The organism is Xenorhabdus szentirmaii DSM 16338, assembly GCF_002632585.1.
GTDB lineage: Bacteria > Pseudomonadota > Gammaproteobacteria > Enterobacterales > Enterobacteriaceae > Xenorhabdus > Xenorhabdus szentirmaii.
The window spans coordinates 137,175-154,933 of the sequence record NZ_NIBV01000003.1 but is presented as its reverse complement, the minus strand read 5'-3'; the positions used below and the strand labels follow the sequence as shown (position 1 = coordinate 154,933).

Annotated in this window: 21 protein-coding genes and 1 pseudogene; 17 read left to right on the top strand and 5 right to left on the bottom strand. The window is 43.0% G+C overall.

Annotated elements, in window-relative coordinates; translation table 11 throughout:
• The first annotated feature begins 14 nt into the window (after positions 1-14).
• From Xsze_RS19435 to Xsze_RS19420, 4 genes are read left to right on the top strand one after another with little or no spacing between them, the layout of a single operon-like run.
• Positions 15-923 carry a baseplate assembly protein gene (locus tag Xsze_RS19435; RefSeq protein WP_038239283.1) on the top strand — a complete coding sequence of 303 codons (909 nt, stop codon included), beginning with the start codon at positions 15-17 and terminating at the stop codon, positions 921-923.
• Complete coding sequence (locus Xsze_RS19430; RefSeq protein ID WP_167331012.1) at positions 916-1,611, top strand: phage tail protein I; 696 nt, start codon at positions 916-918, stop codon at positions 1,609-1,611. The genes Xsze_RS19435 and Xsze_RS19430 overlap by 8 nt, the downstream gene beginning before the upstream one ends.
• Positions 1,608-3,008 carry a phage tail protein gene (locus Xsze_RS19425; protein WP_084616279.1) on the top strand — a complete coding sequence of 467 codons (1,401 nt, stop codon included), beginning with the start codon at positions 1,608-1,610 and terminating at the stop codon, positions 3,006-3,008. Before Xsze_RS19430 ends, Xsze_RS19425 begins: the two co-directional genes overlap by 4 nt.
• A 14-nt stretch (positions 3,009-3,022) precedes the next feature.
• Positions 3,023-3,439: a hypothetical protein gene (locus tag Xsze_RS19420; RefSeq protein ID WP_038239281.1), complete on the top strand. Its 417-nt coding sequence runs from the start codon at positions 3,023-3,025 to the stop codon at positions 3,437-3,439.
• A gap of 43 nt (positions 3,440-3,482) precedes the next feature.
• Here the strand turns inward: Xsze_RS19420 and Xsze_RS23425 are convergent, their stop codons facing one another.
• On the bottom strand, positions 3,483-3,701 hold the full coding sequence (locus Xsze_RS23425) for an IS3 family transposase (RefSeq protein WP_422645807.1): 219 nt from the start codon (positions 3,699-3,701) through the stop codon (positions 3,483-3,485).
• A gap of 541 nt (positions 3,702-4,242) precedes the next feature.
• Between Xsze_RS23425 and Xsze_RS19410 the strand changes: the two genes are divergently transcribed.
• Both Xsze_RS19410 and Xsze_RS19405 read left to right on the top strand, forming a co-directional pair.
• Positions 4,243-5,430, top strand: coding sequence for a phage tail protein (locus tag Xsze_RS19410; RefSeq protein WP_038239279.1), 1,188 nt, complete (start codon positions 4,243-4,245; stop codon positions 5,428-5,430).
• The gene (locus Xsze_RS19405) at positions 5,430-6,026 is read left to right on the top strand and encodes a tail fiber assembly protein (protein WP_038239277.1); all 597 of its coding nucleotides are present in this window, start codon (positions 5,430-5,432) and stop codon (positions 6,024-6,026) included. The genes Xsze_RS19410 and Xsze_RS19405 overlap by 1 nt, the downstream gene beginning before the upstream one ends.
• Positions 6,027-6,052: 26 nt before the next feature.
• Here the strand turns inward: Xsze_RS19405 and Xsze_RS22470 are convergent.
• The 3 genes and pseudogenes from Xsze_RS22470 to Xsze_RS19395 form a co-directional block, all read right to left on the bottom strand.
• Positions 6,053-6,190 (bottom strand): annotated as a pseudogene (locus Xsze_RS22470) (tail fiber assembly protein); the annotation flags it as partial.
• A 15-nt stretch (positions 6,191-6,205) separates the two neighbouring features.
• Positions 6,206-6,382 carry a hypothetical protein gene (locus tag Xsze_RS22465; RefSeq protein ID WP_209435289.1) on the bottom strand — a complete coding sequence of 59 codons (177 nt, stop codon included), beginning with the start codon at positions 6,380-6,382 and terminating at the stop codon, positions 6,206-6,208.
• Positions 6,382-6,993 (bottom strand): hypothetical protein, encoded by a 612-nt coding sequence (locus Xsze_RS19395; protein WP_038239275.1) that lies wholly within the window; start codon positions 6,991-6,993, stop codon positions 6,382-6,384. The genes Xsze_RS22465 and Xsze_RS19395 overlap by 1 nt, the downstream gene beginning before the upstream one ends.
• Before the next feature lie 395 nt (positions 6,994-7,388).
• Between Xsze_RS19395 and Xsze_RS19390 the strand changes: the two genes are divergently transcribed.
• The 8 genes from Xsze_RS19390 (at position 7,389) to Xsze_RS19355 (ending at position 15,035) form a co-directional block, all read left to right on the top strand.
• Complete coding sequence (locus Xsze_RS19390; RefSeq protein WP_038239273.1) at positions 7,389-8,561, top strand: phage tail sheath protein; 1,173 nt, start codon at positions 7,389-7,391, stop codon at positions 8,559-8,561.
• Between the two features lie 11 nt (positions 8,562-8,572).
• Positions 8,573-9,091: a phage major tail tube protein gene (locus Xsze_RS19385; RefSeq protein ID WP_038239270.1), complete on the top strand. Its 519-nt coding sequence runs from the start codon at positions 8,573-8,575 to the stop codon at positions 9,089-9,091.
• Positions 9,092-9,184: 93 nt separating this feature from the next.
• The gene (locus Xsze_RS19380; protein WP_038239267.1) at positions 9,185-9,502 is read left to right on the top strand and encodes a phage tail assembly protein; all 318 of its coding nucleotides are present in this window, start codon (positions 9,185-9,187) and stop codon (positions 9,500-9,502) included.
• A 14-nt stretch (positions 9,503-9,516) separates the two neighbouring features.
• Complete coding sequence (locus Xsze_RS19375) at positions 9,517-9,636, top strand: GpE family phage tail protein (RefSeq protein WP_038239265.1); 120 nt, start codon at positions 9,517-9,519, stop codon at positions 9,634-9,636.
• Positions 9,629-12,739, top strand: a complete 3,111-nt coding sequence (locus Xsze_RS19370; protein ID WP_099139166.1) for a phage tail protein — start codon at positions 9,629-9,631, stop codon at positions 12,737-12,739. The genes Xsze_RS19375 and Xsze_RS19370 overlap by 8 nt, the downstream gene beginning before the upstream one ends.
• On the top strand, positions 12,736-13,242 hold the full coding sequence (locus tag Xsze_RS19365) for a phage tail protein (RefSeq protein ID WP_038239720.1): 507 nt from the start codon (positions 12,736-12,738) through the stop codon (positions 13,240-13,242). Before Xsze_RS19370 ends, Xsze_RS19365 begins: the two co-directional genes overlap by 4 nt.
• On the top strand, positions 13,239-14,729 hold the full coding sequence (locus Xsze_RS23250; RefSeq protein WP_038239718.1) for a phage late control D family protein: 1,491 nt from the start codon (positions 13,239-13,241) through the stop codon (positions 14,727-14,729). The genes Xsze_RS19365 and Xsze_RS23250 overlap by 4 nt, the downstream gene beginning before the upstream one ends.
• Before the next feature lie 69 nt (positions 14,730-14,798).
• Positions 14,799-15,035, top strand: coding sequence for an ogr/Delta-like zinc finger family protein (locus Xsze_RS19355; RefSeq protein ID WP_071991808.1), 237 nt, complete (start codon positions 14,799-14,801; stop codon positions 15,033-15,035).
• Between the two features lie 157 nt (positions 15,036-15,192).
• Here Xsze_RS19355 and Xsze_RS19350 read toward each other — a convergent pair whose 3' ends face one another.
• The gene (locus Xsze_RS19350; RefSeq protein ID WP_038239716.1) at positions 15,193-15,411 is read right to left on the bottom strand and encodes an HP1242/YdcH family protein; all 219 of its coding nucleotides are present in this window, start codon (positions 15,409-15,411) and stop codon (positions 15,193-15,195) included.
• A 268-nt stretch (positions 15,412-15,679) separates the two neighbouring features.
• Between Xsze_RS19350 and eco the strand changes: the two genes are divergently transcribed.
• From eco to Xsze_RS19335, 3 genes are all read left to right on the top strand, one after another.
• Positions 15,680-16,153, top strand: coding sequence for a serine protease inhibitor ecotin (gene eco / locus Xsze_RS19345; RefSeq protein WP_038239713.1), 474 nt, complete (start codon positions 15,680-15,682; stop codon positions 16,151-16,153).
• Positions 16,154-16,434: 281 nt separating this feature from the next.
• The gene (gene aqpZ, locus Xsze_RS19340; RefSeq protein WP_038239711.1) at positions 16,435-17,130 is read left to right on the top strand and encodes an aquaporin Z; all 696 of its coding nucleotides are present in this window, start codon (positions 16,435-16,437) and stop codon (positions 17,128-17,130) included.
• Between the two features lie 96 nt (positions 17,131-17,226).
• Complete coding sequence (locus tag Xsze_RS19335; protein WP_038239709.1) at positions 17,227-17,679, top strand: GNAT family N-acetyltransferase; 453 nt, start codon at positions 17,227-17,229, stop codon at positions 17,677-17,679.
• Positions 17,680-17,759: the final 80 nt, after the last annotated feature.

The window sequence follows — 17,759 nt, the reverse complement described above, 5'->3', positions numbered from 1 at the left end:
CTGAGAGGTAAGGTATGCCAACAATCGATTTAAGCCAGTTGCCACCACCGGATGTGGTTGAGCCTCTGGATTATGAACAATTACTGGAAGAGCGCAAAAAAGGATTGATATCGCTCTATCCAGCAGATCAGCAAGAAGCCATTGCCCGCACTTTGCAGCTGGAGTCTGAACCTCTGGTGAAGTTGCTGGAAGAGAATGTTTATCGCGAATTGCTATTGCGCCAACGGGTGAACGAAGCGGCACGCGCCGTGATGGTGGCTTATTCAACGGGCAGCGATTTGGATCAATTGGGAGCAAATAACAATGTCCCCCGCATGATATTGCGTCCTGCGGATAACGCCACCGTTCCCCCGACCCCGGCGGTCATGGAGTCTGACAATGACTACCGGGTTCGCATTCCGCAGGCTTTTGAGGGATTGAGCGTTGCTGGTCCGGTAGGGGCGTATGAATACCATGCCCGAAGTGCGGATGGGCGAGTCGCAGATGCGTCGGCAATCAGCCCGTCACCGGCCATGGTCACTGTGACAATCATGTCCCGTGAAGATAAAGGTGTTGCATCCAACGAATTACTGCAAAAAGTTGAGAAAGCGCTGAACGACGAAAACGTGCGTCCGGTGGCGGATCGTTTGACCGTTCAGTCGGCAAACATTGTGGAATACGAAATTGATGCAGTGTTGTACATCTTCCCGACACCGGAATCAGAACCTATTCGCAAAGCAGCGGAGCAGAAGCTGAAGCAGTATGTCGAAGCGCAGCATCGATTGGGACGCGATATTCGTTTGTCCGCAATCTATGCCGCATTGCATGTAGAAGGCATCCAGCGCGTAGAACTGAAAGCGCCGCAGAAAGACGTTGTTCTGGATAAAACCCAGGCGTCTTACTGCATCAAAACCACCCTGACAATGGGAGGTTCGGATGAGTGATCGCCTTCTACCGATGGGCTCGACCCAGCTAGAACTTGCGGCGGCCAAGGCTTGTGCACAATTGCAAAAAGTCAACGTGCCTCTCCGTGAGTTATGGAACCCGGACACATGTCCAGAACCGTTGTTGCCTTATCTGGCATGGGCCTGGTCGGTAGATCGCTGGGACGAGAATTGGCCTGAAAGCACCAAAAGGGAGGTTATCAAAAACTCACTGTTCCTGCACAAACATAAAGGAACGATTGGTGCAATACGGCGGGTGGTTGAACCGTTGGGTTATCTCATCCGCGTAAAAGAGTGGTGGCAAACCAATGATGCTCCCGGCACGTTCCGGCTGGATATCGGGGTATTGGACAGCGGCATCACTCAGGAAACATTTAACGAACTGGAAAAACTGATTTTTGATGCCAAGCCTGTGAGCCGACACCTGATTGGCCTGGACATCAATTTAGATACACAGGGTAAATATTACTATTCGGCAGCGACTTACAGTGGTGACGAGTTGACCGTTTATCCCTATTTTTCAGAGCAAATCACGGTATCCGGCTCAGAAATCGTGGGCGCAGGCATACATATTGCTGACGATAAATTAATCACTTATCCCTATTTTTTAGAAAAAGTGACTGTCACTGGCTCAGATTTTGTGGGCGTAGGGGTGCATATTATTGACGACATGAGGATTAAATCATGAGTACCAAATTTTTTACTTTGCTGACACAGCTAGGCGCAGATAAATTGGCCAATGCCGTGGCATTGGGAACGAAAATTGAAATTACCCATATGGCCGTTGGTGATGGTGGTGGCAGCCTGCCGACACCGGACACCAGACAAACCAAACTGATTAATGAAAAACGTCGCGCGGCGATTAACACGCTGAGCATCGATCCTAAAAACACCAATCAGATCATTGCTGAACAGGTTATTCCTGAAAGTGAAGGCGGCTGGTGGATCCGTGAAATCGGCCTGTATGACAAAGACGGCGTTCTGATTGCAGTAGGTAACTGTGCGGAAACTTACAAACCGCAATTGCAGGAAGGCTCCGGCCGCACCCAGACTATTCGTATGATCCTAATTGTCAGCAGCGCTGACGCGGTGACATTGAAAGTTGATCCTTCTGTCGTTTTGGCAACGCGTGAATATGTGGATGATTCTATCCAGAAACACGCGAACAGCCGTAACCACCCAGATGCGACGCTGAAAGAAAAAGGATTTGTGATCCTGAGCAGCGCAGTGGACAGCGCTAGTGAAACGCATGCGGCGACACCGAAGGCGGTGAAAGCGACGTATGATCTTGCGAGGGCTGCGGATAATAATGCGAATGGTCGTCTGGAAAAAAGCAAGAATGGTGCTGATATTCCAAACAAAGACGAGTTTGTGAAAAACCTCGGTTTAGCGGAAACAGCAAAAATGCCTATTGGTACTACTGCTAATACCTTGATGGCTGGAAATGATGCTCGAGTTACCCATATGTACACCAGTTATATTAATGAGCGAACCGCATTGGCAGTAAATAAAAATGCGTCTTTGACAGATCTTGGAGGCTCTGGGGAGCGGCAACTTCCAGTAGGTATGGGCATAAATGCTAATGGAAAATTCTGGGATATATTTGACGTTGAATTCACAAAAGTAGTAACAGGTATTGCACCAGAGAATCGTCCTCAATTGGCCCGAGAGCTTTTACAATATATGAAAATGGATGAATTATATTTTCATGGTAATTTTAATATCATGAAGCTGAGGGCTAAAAAATCTGCTGATGGATTGGGTGGTTATATTTTTCACATTCCACATCAATGTATTCTAACTGGATGTTTTATGAGTTTTGTCGTCTACCATAAAGTAATAGGCAAATCAAATTGGAAGTATTGTAATAATTCAATAAAAGGAAAATGGAATCAGCATACCACCCATGTATATACTAATAACTTTCCGGGATTATATGATCACATTGATTTCAAAACAGATGGCCATAGTATCAATGCAGGAGATGAACTATATATTGCTTTACCACAAATTATCACTGGAAAATGGAATCCTGATAATTTATGCCCGCAACTTTTTAATATTGGCTCTGGACTTGGCTCTTAAAATAGGAATAATTTATGAAAGAATTAAATGAAATTGTAAAAAGTCATGATTCTGTTTATATAGTAACTTCAAGAGGTCTTGAAAGAGAAGAGGCTGTACGAGAGAGAGCTTCAATCCGTAAGGAAATTGATAGATTATCTGACTCTGTTGCTCGTGAAGGTATATTGTCAGATATTTTAGGTGTGCTATTAGTTCACTTTTCTAGCTTAGTAGTTGAACTAACAAAAATAAAAACATTGGAAGATATTAAAATTATATCTCAACCTCTTGCTGAAGTTTTTGATACGATTGACGAAGCTATTAAAGATGGAACGCTTACTTTACCTTATATGGTTAAGTCTGATGGGATTTCTAAATCTTTTTCTGATATGAAAAATTTGTCAAATGGCATTTCAAAAATATTGCATAAAGTACCATCACACGAAAAATAATAAAAAGGAAAAATTGATCTGACCCAAAAAAGTTAGACACATATTATATTCTCATAATGGATTGAGTTCTGTACTCAAGTGGACTCAATCCATTCAATTTAGTTTTGATTCTGTCATGATTATAGTCATAAATATAATCGACTATTGTCTTTTTCAACTCATCGATTGAGCTAAATTTCTCACTGTGATAACGCTCAGATTTCAATATTCCCAAAAAACTCTCCACAGAAGCATTATCTAAACAGTTACCTTTGTGGGATATATTTTGTATGACCCGTTTTCTGTTATTTGCATCTGATGATAAACCATCGGGTGCTGCTAACTCTGGTCGGAATGAATCAGGGGATTCTCATGAGGTTTCAGCTTTTCCATTGTATCAGGTAGCCTATTTTTAACCAAATTAAAAACTGGCTTACGGGACGTTCGAGAAGCAATGATTTCTCCATGAAAGGGATCTTATCGATGGCAGCAAGAGATTATCCGAAACAGAGCTGGTTTTCCTTTGTATAAAGCAGTTTTTCGCCTTACGGGCAGTTATTTTTGTTTTGTCTTGTTTGTTATTCCTTACAAGTCGGATTTAATGTCTGACCTGCTTTCTCATGGCATTCTTACGTCATGAACACACAACTCACTAAACTGATGTGCTGATCACGGTACCTGAGCTCAGAAATCGTGGGCGCAAGTATGCATATTATTGACGATGAATTAATCGATTATCCCTATTTTTTAGAAAAATTGACTGTAACTGGCTCAGGTTTTATGGGGACAGGCATACATATTATTGACGACATGAGGGTTAGACCATGAGTACCAAATTCTTTACGTTGCTGACACAATTAGGCGTAGATAAATTGGCCAATGCCGTGGCATTGGGAACGAAAATTGAAATTACTCATATGGCCGTTGGTGATGGCGGCGGCAAATTGCCAACACCAGATACCAAACAAACCAAACTGATTAACGAAAAACGCCGTGCGGCAATTAACATGTTGAGCATCGATCCTAAAAACGCCAATCAGATCATCGCCGAGCAGGTTATTCCTGAGAGTGAAGGCGGCTGGTGGATTCGTGAAATCGGCTTGTTTGACAAAGACGGCGTTCTGATTGCAGTAGGTAACTGCGCGGAAACTTACAAACCGCAATTGCAGGAAGGCTCCGGCCGCACCCAGACTATCAGCATGATCCTAATTGTCAGCAGCGCTGACGCGGTGACATTGAAAGTTGATCCTTCTGTCGTTTTGGCAACGCGTGAATATGTGGATGATTCTATCCAGAAACATGCGAACAGCCGTAACCACCCAGATGCGACGCTGAAAGAAAAAGGATTTGTGATCCTGAGCAGCGCAGTGGACAGCGCTAGTGAAACGCATGCGGCGACACCAAAGGCGGTTAAAGCGACGTATGATCTTGCAAGGACTGCGGATAATAATGCGAATGGTCGTCTGGAAAAAAGCAAGAATGGTGCTGATATTCCAAACAAAGACGAGTTTGTGAAAAACCTCGGTTTAGGGGAAGGGTCGGCGCTGCCAGTTGGCGTACCTGTTCCGTGGCCGTTGGAAACCCCTCCGGCTGGATGGCTGAAATGTAACGGCTCGGCATTTGATATGAAAAAATGCCCGAAACTGGCTCAGGTTTATCCATCAGGAATATTGCCCGATTTGCGTGGTGAATTCCTGAGAGGATGGGACGATGGTCGAGGAGTTGATAAGCTGCGTGATTTATTATCAGGACAAGCTGCAACAGAACTACCCAGTATTTATATTTACGCTGATTCGCCTACATCCGGGCGACTGGTAACACCCCCTATTAATAGTTATCCCAGTTCATATCCGTCGGATAATATGGCTACTAATTATGAGTCCCCTAAACATGGAAGTGGCAGATATTTTTCTCCAAAGGAAAATCTAATTGCTACTGGTAGTGTTGAGCTGGCCGCGTTTTCAATTCGCCCACGAAACATCGCGTTTAACTATATTGTGAGGGCTGCATAATGAACAATGCTGTTTTAGGTAAAAATAATATCGCCACACTGGCAGGGAATATTACTGTTTATAACTACTCTGAGATCACCGGAGAATATTTATCCACTACAATAGAATATCTGGCTGTTGGTGTCGGTATTCCGGCGCACTCGTGTACAGATGAGCCGCCCATAGCCAGTACAGGAATGGCGATTTGCCGTACCCGCGATAATTTGGCGTGGGAGCGCATTCCCGATCATCGCGGCAAAACAGCGTATCATACCGGAACACAGCAGGCATTGAGCATTAACTATATCGGCGAGTTAGAACCGGAACATATTCTATTGGCACCTAAAACCCAATTTGACAAATGGGATGGTACACGATGGGTAACAGATACCGCGAAACAACGCGAACATGAGATACAACAGACTGAATCTCAAAAACAATACCGGATGTCTCAGACGTTGAACTCAATAGCCCCGCTGCAATACGCCGTTGATCTCGACATGGCAACGGACGGAGAACGGGCAGCACTAACAGCGTGGAAAAAATACTATGTGTTGTTGAACCGTGTAGACTGTTCGGCAGTACCAGACATTGACTGGCCTAACGCACCAGAGTGATTATTAGGGGCATATAGCCCCTTTTGTTATTTCGGCTGTTCCGGCCATTGGATATCGGGTGCAGTAGAACAATCTACCCGATTGAGCAATACCCGATATTTACGCCATTCGGTTAGTGCGGATTTTTCGGCATTGGTGGCGATATCTAAATCTACGGCATCCTGACAGATATCAATGTCCTATGCTGCCGTTCTCAGTAGTTGCCGTTTTTGATATTCGGCCTGCTCTGGTGTTGGCGGCGGATTGGCAATTGCCAGCGCATCAGCCTCAGGGATGGAGGTTAACCCTGATTTTATCTGGCTACCATTTTCATACGCATAAATTTGTTGCGTTTTTTCATCAATGTAGTATTTCATTAGCGTAACTCTGTCCATTGTTCGATTGTAAATAGGGACTCAACCCGATACGTTGCACCATTTGGAACAATGCTAAATGCCGTTGCCGCCGATGTGTGCTGTGCTATGGAATGCCCTGAACCAAATTCAACACCATTAACGAGTATTTTAACGGCTGCACTGGTTCCTCCAACAATACGAACGCAAACAGCAATGGGTTTTCCTGACTGATTAGCATAATTGACGCCCAATGACCTAGCTGAGGTTGAGGTTAACGTTATTACTGACTGGCCAACACTCAACATAGGCAGATTACGGGTAGTAGCCTCAACATCCTCTACCGTAGCAATCGTGCCGCTTTTTTCGAGCATCAATAAACCGTAACGACGTTCACCATTAGAATCATTAGCCCAAATGGTTAATGTTTTACCCCTGGTTCCTTCTATCCCGATACGGTAACGGTTGGCTGTCTCAAATATTATTCCCGGCCAATCATTATCACTACTGATTGTCAGTGCACCTACCTGCGCACCCGAATTACTCAGTCGGGGCAAAAATTTTTCATTCGCGTCGTTTTTAGAGATTGCATTCTCCGCCCGCTCCACAGTTCCCGATAAACCGAGGTTTTTCACAATCCATGAACCCTAACGATCCAAGTTAAGATCCCATTCCTCATACCCTGAAAACTTACGATCAAAGATAAAAACGCCCCATTTTTACCTATCAAAAAACAACCAAAAGTCAGAATTGTATTGAATAACACTAAAAAGAGTAAATCTTAAATCAAATGACGATTAATAAATAATCATTTTATGTTTGTTATTTGATCACAATGACTTTCATCCCAGTCAAATCGCCAATTCCCCTTAATCCACCCAAGGATTAATTAAATTAGAGTTCAACATATTGATTTTTAAATAAAATATAAAACTACATTTGTACCTTCCCCCACACATACCCAATCGAATGATTTCCCTGACCTAATCCGCCAATATATGCCCACACCTTAATAGGAGAGAACGCTAATATGGCACAAGAATATCATCACGGAGTCCGTGTACAGGAAATTAATGAAGGCACCCGCACCATCACTACCGTTAGCACTGCTATCGTAGGTATGGTTTGTACCGCCCCTGACGCAGACGAAAAAACATTTCCATTAGACACTCCGGTCCTGATCACTGACGTTATGAGCGCCAGTGGCAAGGCTGGGGAACAAGGGACATTGTCTGCATCACTAAAAGCAATCGCAGCTCAGGCTCAACCTGTCACTGTTGTTGTTCGTGTTGCTGAGGGCAAATCTGAAGAAGAAACCACTACTAATATCATCGGTGGTGTCACTGCTGAAGGTAAGAAAACCGGCATAAAAGCACTGCTTGCGGCACCAAGTCAACTCGGTGTTAAACCACGCATTCTGGGTGTTCCTGGTCTGGATTCACACGCTGTTGTTACTGCGCTGATCCCTGTTGCTCAGAAACTGAAAGCGATGGCTTATGTATCCGCTTATGACTGTAAAAAAATCGAAGATGTCATCGGGTATCGCAAAAAATTCAATCAGCGTGAGCTGATGCTGATTTGGCCTGACTTTCTGAGCTGGGATACGGTTACCAATAAAGAAGCGCCTGCTGCCGCAACTGCTTATGCTCTGGGGTTGCGTGCCAAGATCGACCAAGAAACTGGTTGGCATAAAACACTGTCCAACGTGGGCGTCAATGGCGTGACTGGCCTGTCTGCGGATGTGTTCTGGGATCTGCAAGATACCGCGACTGACGCTGATCTGTTGAACCAAAACAGTATCACGACGCTGATCCGCAAAAACGGCTTCCGCTTCTGGGGCTCACGCACCTGTTCTAGTGATCCGCTGTTCCAGTTCGAAAGCTACACCCGTACCGCTCAGGTTCTGGCTGACACCATGGCTGACGCACACATATGGGCTATCGATAAACCGCTGACGCCATCATTGGTGCGCGACATCATCGAAGGTATCAATGCTAAGTTCCGCGAACTGAAAGCCGGTGGCTACATCATTGATGGCCGTTGTTGGTACGACGATAAAATCAACGATAAAGACACTCTGAAAGCAGGCAAACTGACCATCGATTACAACTATACACCTGTGCCGCCACTGGAAAACTTAATGTTGCACCAGCGCATTACAGATAGTTACCTGATGGATTTCGCTAAAAGTATCAACAACTAAGGGGCTAACTGATGGCATTACCTCGCAAACTTAAATACCTGAATTTGTTCAATGATGGCAACAACTATCAGGGGATCGTGGAAGAGCTGACCCTTCCGAAATTGAGCCGCAAGTTGGAAGCTTATCGTGGCGCTGGCATGAACGGCAGTGCAATGGTGGATTTAGGGCTGGATGAAGGGGCATTGGATGCTGAATTCACGCTGGGCGGCATTGAATCTCAACTGTACAAACAGTGGGGCATTGCGAAAGCAGATGGCGTTATGTTGCGCTTTGCCGGCTCTTTTGAGCGTGAAGATACCGGTGATGTGGTTGCGGTTGAAGTGGTTATGCGTGGTCGCTTCCAGGAGTTCGATCACGGTACTTATAAACAAGGTGATAACTCTCAGACCAAAATCACCGCCAAAAATACCTATTTCAAACTGACGTGGGATGGCGAAGAACTGATTGAAATCGACACCATCAACATGGTTGAAAAAGTCGGTGGAGAAGATCGTCTGGAACAGCATCGCCGCGCTATCGGTCTTTTTTAATCGCTTTTTTGGCAATTAGATTTTTTAAAACTTATTTCCTGCCTCAACAAATTTAATGAGGCAGGTCCTCTATCGGATAAACAAGGTTGAACCATGACTGAAACACTGAACACTCAAAATGATGATCTGCGCACCATTGAATTGGAAGCTCCACTGGCGCGAGGCAACGGCGAAATCACGGAAGTGGTGGTACGCAAACCTAACAGTGGTGCGCTGCGCGGTGCACGTTTACAGGCTCTGCTGGAAATGGATGTGGATTCCATGCTGCTTGTCCTGCCGCGTGTTACTACCCCTGCATTGACCAAAAATGACCTGATGATGATGTCACCCGGGGATCTGATTAATCTCAGTGTGGAGGTGGTCAATTTTTTGTTGCCGAAGTCGGTCAAGTCCGATTCCCAGAACGGCTGACCGTTGATGAACTGGTGGCGGACATCGCCACCGTTTTTCACTGGTCACCGGCAGTCACAGATGAAATGCCACTGCCGGAACTGTTGGACTGGCGACATCGGGCCATTTTAAGAAGTGGTGCAGAAAATGAGTAATATACAGTCACAACTGGATAAGGTACTGAGTACCGTTGGCAAACTGACCAGTTCCTTTAAGTCTTTTCAACAGCATCAGAAAAAGCTGGTCGGTTCAGTCGATAAAATACATAATCAGTTTAAAAAGCTCAATAAGACTGTTGAGGGATTAAAACCCATAGTAGGTTATGCGCAGGAAACTGCGCGTATGCGTACTGACCTTAAGGCCTACAATCAAACAATTAAACAGTTTTTCTCTGCCCGGCAGAGTTCATCAAAAGTGATGCAAGTCAGTGCTGCCAGCCAATCAGCCAATATTATCCAAACGACCCAGGTTATAAAACAAGAAAATTCATCCAGTAAAAAGAATGAATTTAATTTTGGCGTTACTGGAAATATGACTAACAATTTTACATTGTTAGATAAGCTGGTCATTAATATTAACCCTAAGGTAACAGTATTATTCAGAATTCTGAATAATATTAATGCAGTTTTGAAATTAACGGTAGGATCAGTAAAAGTCGTATTTCAAACTCTGGTTGGTTATATACAAATTTTCAGCAACATTGGCATAAAAGCTTTTGAGTCTCTAAAAATCAGTTTAAATATATTTGCTCAATTGGGTATTCAGGCTTTTGCTGAGTTAAAGGCCAGTCTGAGTTTTTTTGCGCAGTTGGGCATTCAGATTTTTGCTGAATTAAGGGCCAGTTTGAATTTTTTTGCCCAGTTGGGGGTTCAGGCTTTTGCTGAGTTAAAGGCCAGTCTGAGTTTTTTTGCGCAATTGGGGATTCAGATTTTTGCTGAATTAAGGGCCAGTTTGAATTTTTTTGCGCAATTGGGGATTCAGGCTTTTGCTGAGCTAAGAGCCAGTTTGAATTTTTTTGCACAATTGGGAATAAGTGTCTTTGAAACTTTAAAAGTGAGTTTGAACTTTTTTACGCAGTTAGGTATTCAGGCGCTGGATAAATTAAAATCCACGCTGGATGCATTTGTGCAGTTGGGTGTTCAAGCGCTGAATAAACTCACTTTACCTTTGGAGATGTTTGCCCAAATAGGTGTGCAGGCTTTGAATGAGCTAAAAGCCGGCATCAATTTTTTTGCTCAACTGGGCATACAGGCGCTGGATAAATTAAAATCCACGCTGGATGCATTTGTACAGTTAGGCGTTCAGGCTCTAGATAAACTCACAGCCCCTTTAGATGTATTTGCTCAATTAGGTATACAGGCTTTGGATGAATTAAAAGCCGGTATCAACTTTTTTGCGCAGTTGGGTATTCAGGCGCTGGATAAATTAAAGTCCAGTTTGGATGCATTTGCACAGTTGGGCATTCAAGCTCTGGATACATTAAAATCCAGTATGCGCTTTTTTGCTGATTTAGGAATTCAGGCGCTGGATAAATTGAAATCCACCCTAGATTCATTTGTTCAGTTGGGTATTCAGACACTGAATAAACTTACTTCTCCTTTCGATGTGTTAGCGCAATTGGGAACTCAAGCGCTGGATAAATTAAAATCGACGCTGGATGCATTTGTCCAGATGGGAATGCAGGCTCTGAATAAACTTACCTCTCCTTTTGATGTATTGGCCCAGTTGGGTACTCAGGCGCTGGATAAATTAAAATCCACGCTGGATTCATTTGTACAGTTAGGCGTTCAGGCGTTGAATAAACTCACCGCACCTTTGAATGTTTTTACTCAAATTGGATCTCAGGCCCTGGAAGATTTAAGAGCCAATATTAATAAATTTGCGGAAGTCGGTATTCAGGCTCTGGAAAATTTAAACATTGGTCTGAAGGCATTTGCACAAATAGGAACTGAGGCTCTGGAAGCATTAAGAGCTGCCATGGATTTTTTCGGTAAAACCGGAAGCAAGGTATTTGGTTCAATAAATGAAGGTGCCGATTTACTGTCAAGCAAAGGCGGTAAAGATACTTTTTCAACACAAAGAAAAGGTTTGGGGTTATTGGGAAATATTGGCCAAAAAGTTTTTGGTGTCTTGGGGAGTGGAATAAATGTTCTGGCCAGCGTCGGTGCAAAAGGATTGTCTTTTTTAAGTAATGCTTTCAGCATATTAGGAAAAGCAATGCTGTTTATGGGGCGGGCTCTGATGGCAAACCCAATTCTTGCCATTATTGGCATTATCGCAATGGCTGCCATTTATATTTGGCAGAATTGGGCGTCATTGGGGCCTAAATTTATGGCGTTGTGGGAAGGCATCAAAAATATCTTCGGCAATGCTTGGCAAGGTATTAAAGACCTTATCAGCATGGCGTGGGAAGGTATTAAAAGTTATTTCATGGATGGAGGATTAAGCAATACTCTTTCCGCACTCTGGGAGGGTATTAAACAATTAGCTTCAATGGCCTGGGAAGGAATAAAAACTACCATAAGTGGTGCTTGGGAATTAGTTAAGCAGAATACACTGGAAATATGGGAAAACGTCAAAAAAACAATTTCTGATAAATGGGATGAGATTGTTGCTGATGTTCAGGCTATTCCGGAAAAATTGAAGTCGGCTGGTTCAGAAATGATCAATGCTTTATTGGGAGGTATCCAGGAGAAGTGGAACGCGCTGAAAGATAAATTCAAAAGTTTTGGTGATGCCGTTAGATCATTTTTTGGTGGTGGTGATAAAAAGGAAGTTGAATTAAATAAAACGGAGGAAATTACTAGGAGTGAAACTACCAAAGATTTAATGCCGGCTAAGAAACTTGATAAAGGTGGATATATTGCAAATGGTGAAACCGCTATTGTCGGTGAACGTGGTCCTGAACTTGTGTCAGGGTCAGCGAGTGTAACCAGTCGGGTCAAGACGGCGCAATATGCCGCCTTGGGGCTGGCAGTCAGCTCGATGTCTCTGCCCGTTGCAGCGCAGGATGCACCGCTGCACGCGCAAAGTCTGCCTGCTTACTCTTATGAGGAAGTTCAGGCAAAACAGATGCGGAGCCAGACACAGCTGCAAGCTGGCGCGGCACCACAATATAACATTTATGTCTATGGCGCTCAGGGACAGTCTGCGCAGGATATCGCCCGTATGGTCAGACAGGAACTGGAGCAACGGGAACGTACTCAGCAAGCCCGCATGCGTAGCTCATATTCTGATAGAGGAGAATCATATTCATGATGGCCGCACTTGGTTTATTTGTATTTATGTTAAAAACAACGCCTTATCAAAGTTTTCAGCATAAAAAGAGTTGGCGACATGCATTCAACAGCCGCGTGGGAGCGCGGCCTGCATGGCAGTTTGTGGGTTCGGATAACGATACGATAACGTTATCAGGAGAGCTTTATCCTGAATTAACGGGGGGATCTCTTTCTCTGGCTGCACTGACGTTGATGGCTGACAGTGGTAAAGCATGGTCATTGATTGATGGAAGTGGTTCGATTTATGGCATGTTCGTTATCGAAAGCATTGATGAGACGAAAACGGAATTTATGTCTGGCGGGGCAGCCAGAAAAATCAGTTTTACACTGACGTTACGGCGAGTGGATAACAATTTGTTTGAAATGTTGGGAGATTTGCAGGATCAGCTATCTGATATCAAGGACAAACTACCCAAGTCGATGGAGGATCTTACTGCGCTTAAAGATCAGGCGGTGGACAAAGTGAAAGGGGTATTCTCATGATGGATTTTAAACAGTGGATACCAGATACGAGTTGGGTTCCCCAATTTGATTTGGTGACCGGAAAAGTTGGATCACCAGCTTTTCGACTGGAAACCAACAATAAAGATATCACAGGGAAAATCCAATCGCGTTTAATGTCTTTAACATTGACGGACAACCGTGGCTTAGAATCAGACCAGTTAGATCTTGAGCTGGATGATTCAGATGGTCAGTTGGCGCTGCCTAGCCGAGGCGATGTTCTCACACTGGAACTGGGGTGGCATGGCCGCCCCTTAACACCAAAGGGAAAATTTATCGTTGATGAGATTGAACATAGCGGAGCGCCTGACCGGTTGACGATTCGTGCTCGCAGTGCGGATTTTCGTGGCGATCTGAATGTTAAACGCGAACAGTCTTATCATAAACAGACGTTAGAGGGAATTGTAAGTACGATTGCAACGAGAAACCAACTGCAATTTCAAATCAGCGACGATTTGAAAGGTATTTCCATGCATATCGACCAGACAAATGAATCTGACGTGAGCTTTCTGACCCGAATTGCAAAGCAGGAAGGGGCGATTACGTCGGTCAAAAATGGTGAGTTGCTATTTATTTGTCAAGGACAGAATAAAACAGTCAGTGGTCAGAATATCTCACCTGTATTGATTACGCGTAAATCAGGAGATAGCCATCGTTTTTCTTTGTCTGATCGTGAAGCCTATACGGGGATTATTGCTCAGTGGCAGGATACCCGTACAGCGACCAAACAGACGGTAAAATTGCAGAAGGTGGAAACAAAGGAAGGGAAAATCGAAATTTCCATTGAATATAAAAGCAACGAGGATAAATCATCAGGAAAAGATAAGTCTAAAAAAGACAAAAGTCCGGCTAAAAAAGGAGGTGAAGGTAAATCATCTGCTCCTGCCAGACTTGGTAAGCCTGCTGGAGTGAATCTGGCTAATCCCGATGGAGCCAGATTGACGGAGAAAGGCCCGAAAACTAAAGGTCGGGAAGAGCCTACCTATATTACAAATGGGCGTAAAGGGAAAAACAAAGGTAACGGAAGCAGTAATACTGAAACCAGCCTTGAGGTTAAGGGCAGCATATCCCGTGAGGAAAAGCGTGAGTCAAAAACTGAGTTCCATCAAACAACAACGGAAAAGAAAGAATCTTCAAGCTATTTGTCAGGAACTGAAGAAAATATTTTGACGCTTTCGCGCATTTTCTCTAGTAAGGAAGAAGCAGAACGTGTTGCTACTGCTGCTTGGAAAAAAATGCAATGTGGTGCTGCTCAGTTTTCTATCACGCTGGCGATGGGACGTGCAGATATTTATCCTGAAACGCCCATTGAATTGAAAGGGTTCAAGAAGGAGATAGATGGGACACAATGGACTTTGGTCAAAGTCACTCACAATCTCAATGATGGTGGTTTTACGACGTCGTTAGATCTCGAAATTAAGATTGATGAGGTCGAAATTAAACCTGGGGATTCCGAAATAAAAACTTGATCTCAATATGAGATCTTTGGTATATTGTTCACCAGACGAGATGATGTTATTTCAAGAAAGGTGAACAATATGATTAAGTGTCCTCTGTGTGGTCAATCAGCTCATACTCGCAGTAGCTTCGAGCATTCAAGAGAAACGAAGGAACGCTATAACCAATGCCAGAACATTAATTGTGGAGCAACGTTCGTCAGCCATGAAACCTTTGTACGTTTCATTTCTAAGCCAGGTGAAGTCCAGAATGTGACACCACATCCAAAGGTGAAAACGCAGAGACAATCCCGGCAAAAAGCGGCTGCTACCCAGTAATTCATGGGAAAACTATAAATAATAAAAACATTGCTCCAGTTTTTGCCACCGTTATGGTGGCTTTTTTATGGATGCTGAATGGGATGAAGTTCTCAATTAGAGAACTTCATGCGACACCCACTTGTGACAAAGCAGGTGTTAAAGGCTGTTGGAAGAGTTACTTCAGAGATTCCGCCTGTAAAATCCGTTGCATTTCATCTTTGACGTGTAGTTTTTCTTTTTTTAAGCGGATAACTTTGTCGTTGTAGCCCGTTCCATTTGGGCCTTCAAGCTGCACTATTTCTTGGTCAAGTCGATTATGTTTTTCAAACAAGGATTGGAAACGGGGATGTGATTCTCTCAGGCTGGATACTAAATCGCGATATTCTGGAAACATAAAACCTCCTATACGAAATTTACTACCACACCGTATAAGTGTAGCAGCTCATTGTTATATCAGATTTGAGAGATATCACATAAAAAAAATCTGGTAGAATTAGGGCAAATAATTAACTGTTAATGATTACTAATATTAATTTCAGTGGTGGGTTTTTACTCTTGCCTAATAGCGCCAAAAATCAGTACCTTGCCAAAAAACAGAATTTACCATAATTTTTTTATTGTTATCATTTAATCTCCTTTTTAAATATATTCAGAGGTGATATATGAAAAAATATCTGTTTCCTTTAGCTGCTTTGATGGTGTCGACTTCGGTTATGGCTGACAAAAAACTGGAAGATGTCGCTCCTTATCCTGCTCCTTCCGAGGGAATGGTTCGCAGTGTCATTGAGCTTCCTCCTCAGGTGAATGAAAGAGACTATAAAGTCGAATTGATCATTGGCAAGGATATGGAAATCGACTGCAATCACCATTGGTTTGGTGGTAAGTTGAAGAAAGAAGTACTGTCAGGGTGGGGATATGACTATTATGTATTGAATAAAGTCGAAGGCCCATTCTCCACAAGAATGGCTTGTCATGAACCTGATACTGTACGTTTTGTGCAGGTTAACTTAGACAAAGATGCACTTGTAACTTATAACAGCAAATTACCTCTCGTGGTATATACGCCAAAAGACATAGTAGTGAAATATCGTATTTGGCAGGCGTCACAGACAATTCACACAGCAGTAATAAAATAATTTATTGATTAAGTAAATCAACAACCTGAGTTTATATCTACTGGATTTAAAGATATTTATCTCAGGTTGTTTTGGTTATTATATTTTAATGGATAATAATATTTTTTTAGATGTTATTTATCATTAAGTTAACAATAAAACCTTTCTCTTAAAATCAGCATTCATGATGCTTGTCAGCCTTCTATTTTCTGTCTGCGGTTCCTTGCCCATATTTAAAAATACTAACTAAACTGTTTTTGGATTCTATTGCATTCATGAATATATCATTGAGGAATCGTAGAATGTTTAAGAAATTATCAGCAGAGTTTTTGGGGACGTTTTGGTTGGTGTTCGGAGGATGTGGCAGTGCTGTTTTGGCGGCGGCATTTCCACAGTTGGGGATTGGTTTTGTTGGTGTATCCCTGGCTTTTGGTTTAACTGTAGTAACAATGGCTTATGCTGTCGGTCATATTTCAGGCGGGCATTTTAATCCGGCAGTAACATTGGGCTTGTTTGCCGGAGGGCGTATTTCTGCAAAAGATGTCATTCCTTATATCATTGCTCAAGTGATTGGAGGAATTGCTGCCGCAGCGATACTTTATCTTATTGCGAGCGGTAAAAGTGGCTTTGATGCAACGACGAGTGGTTTTGCATCTAATGGCTATGATGAACATTCTCCCGGCGGTTTTTCATTGCAATCTGCAATTATCATTGAATTAGTATTAACGGCTTTCTTTTTATTGGTCATTCTTGGTGCTACAGATAAGAAAGCACCGGCTGGATTCGCGCCATTAGCGATTGGTCTGGCGTTGACACTTATTCATTTAATCAGTATTCCGGTGACAAACACATCAGTTAACCCTGCAAGAAGTACTGCGGTTGCTATTTTTCAGGGAACGTGGGCGTTGGAACAACTTTGGGTATTCTGGTTGATTCCATTGATTGGCGGAATTATAGGTGGGTTAATATATCGTGCATTATTACAAAAGAACGATTAATTAACATTCCATTATGTTGACAAGCCGTGCAGCAGCATGGCTTTTTTTATGGTAGATTTTATTTACAGTTCAGTCTGTTCTTAAAAGGAAAAAATGATGAAAGAAAATATAACATGGGAAAAAGGTGAATATTGGATTACTACAGACAAAAACAAGATTGATGTTAAATTTGTACATAGTGAATTAACACAATTATTCTGGGCGAAGGGAGTGCAATTTGATACAGTCCAGACTGCAATAGAAAATAGTTTGTGCTTTGGATTATTTCATAATGATAAAGAAATTGGTTTTGCCCGGCTAATTACGGATTTTTCTATGTTTGCCTATCTTTCAGATGTATTCATCATAGATGAATATCAGAAGAAAGGACTGGGGCGCTGGTTGGTTGAATGTATTTTGCAGCATCCGGTTATTCCTCATGTACAGCACGTAACCTTGGTAACATCTACGGCAAAATGGCTTTATAAGAAATTCGGTTTTGAACCCGTTATTGAGAAAGATTTTGTCTGGACATTGGATAAAACTAAAATACTTAACCCTTCTGAATAAAAAAGAATAAAGTCAGGCGGTTGTTATTGGAGCGAGATAATACCGCCTTTATTTGCTTTCATTGTTTTAAAAGAAGGGAT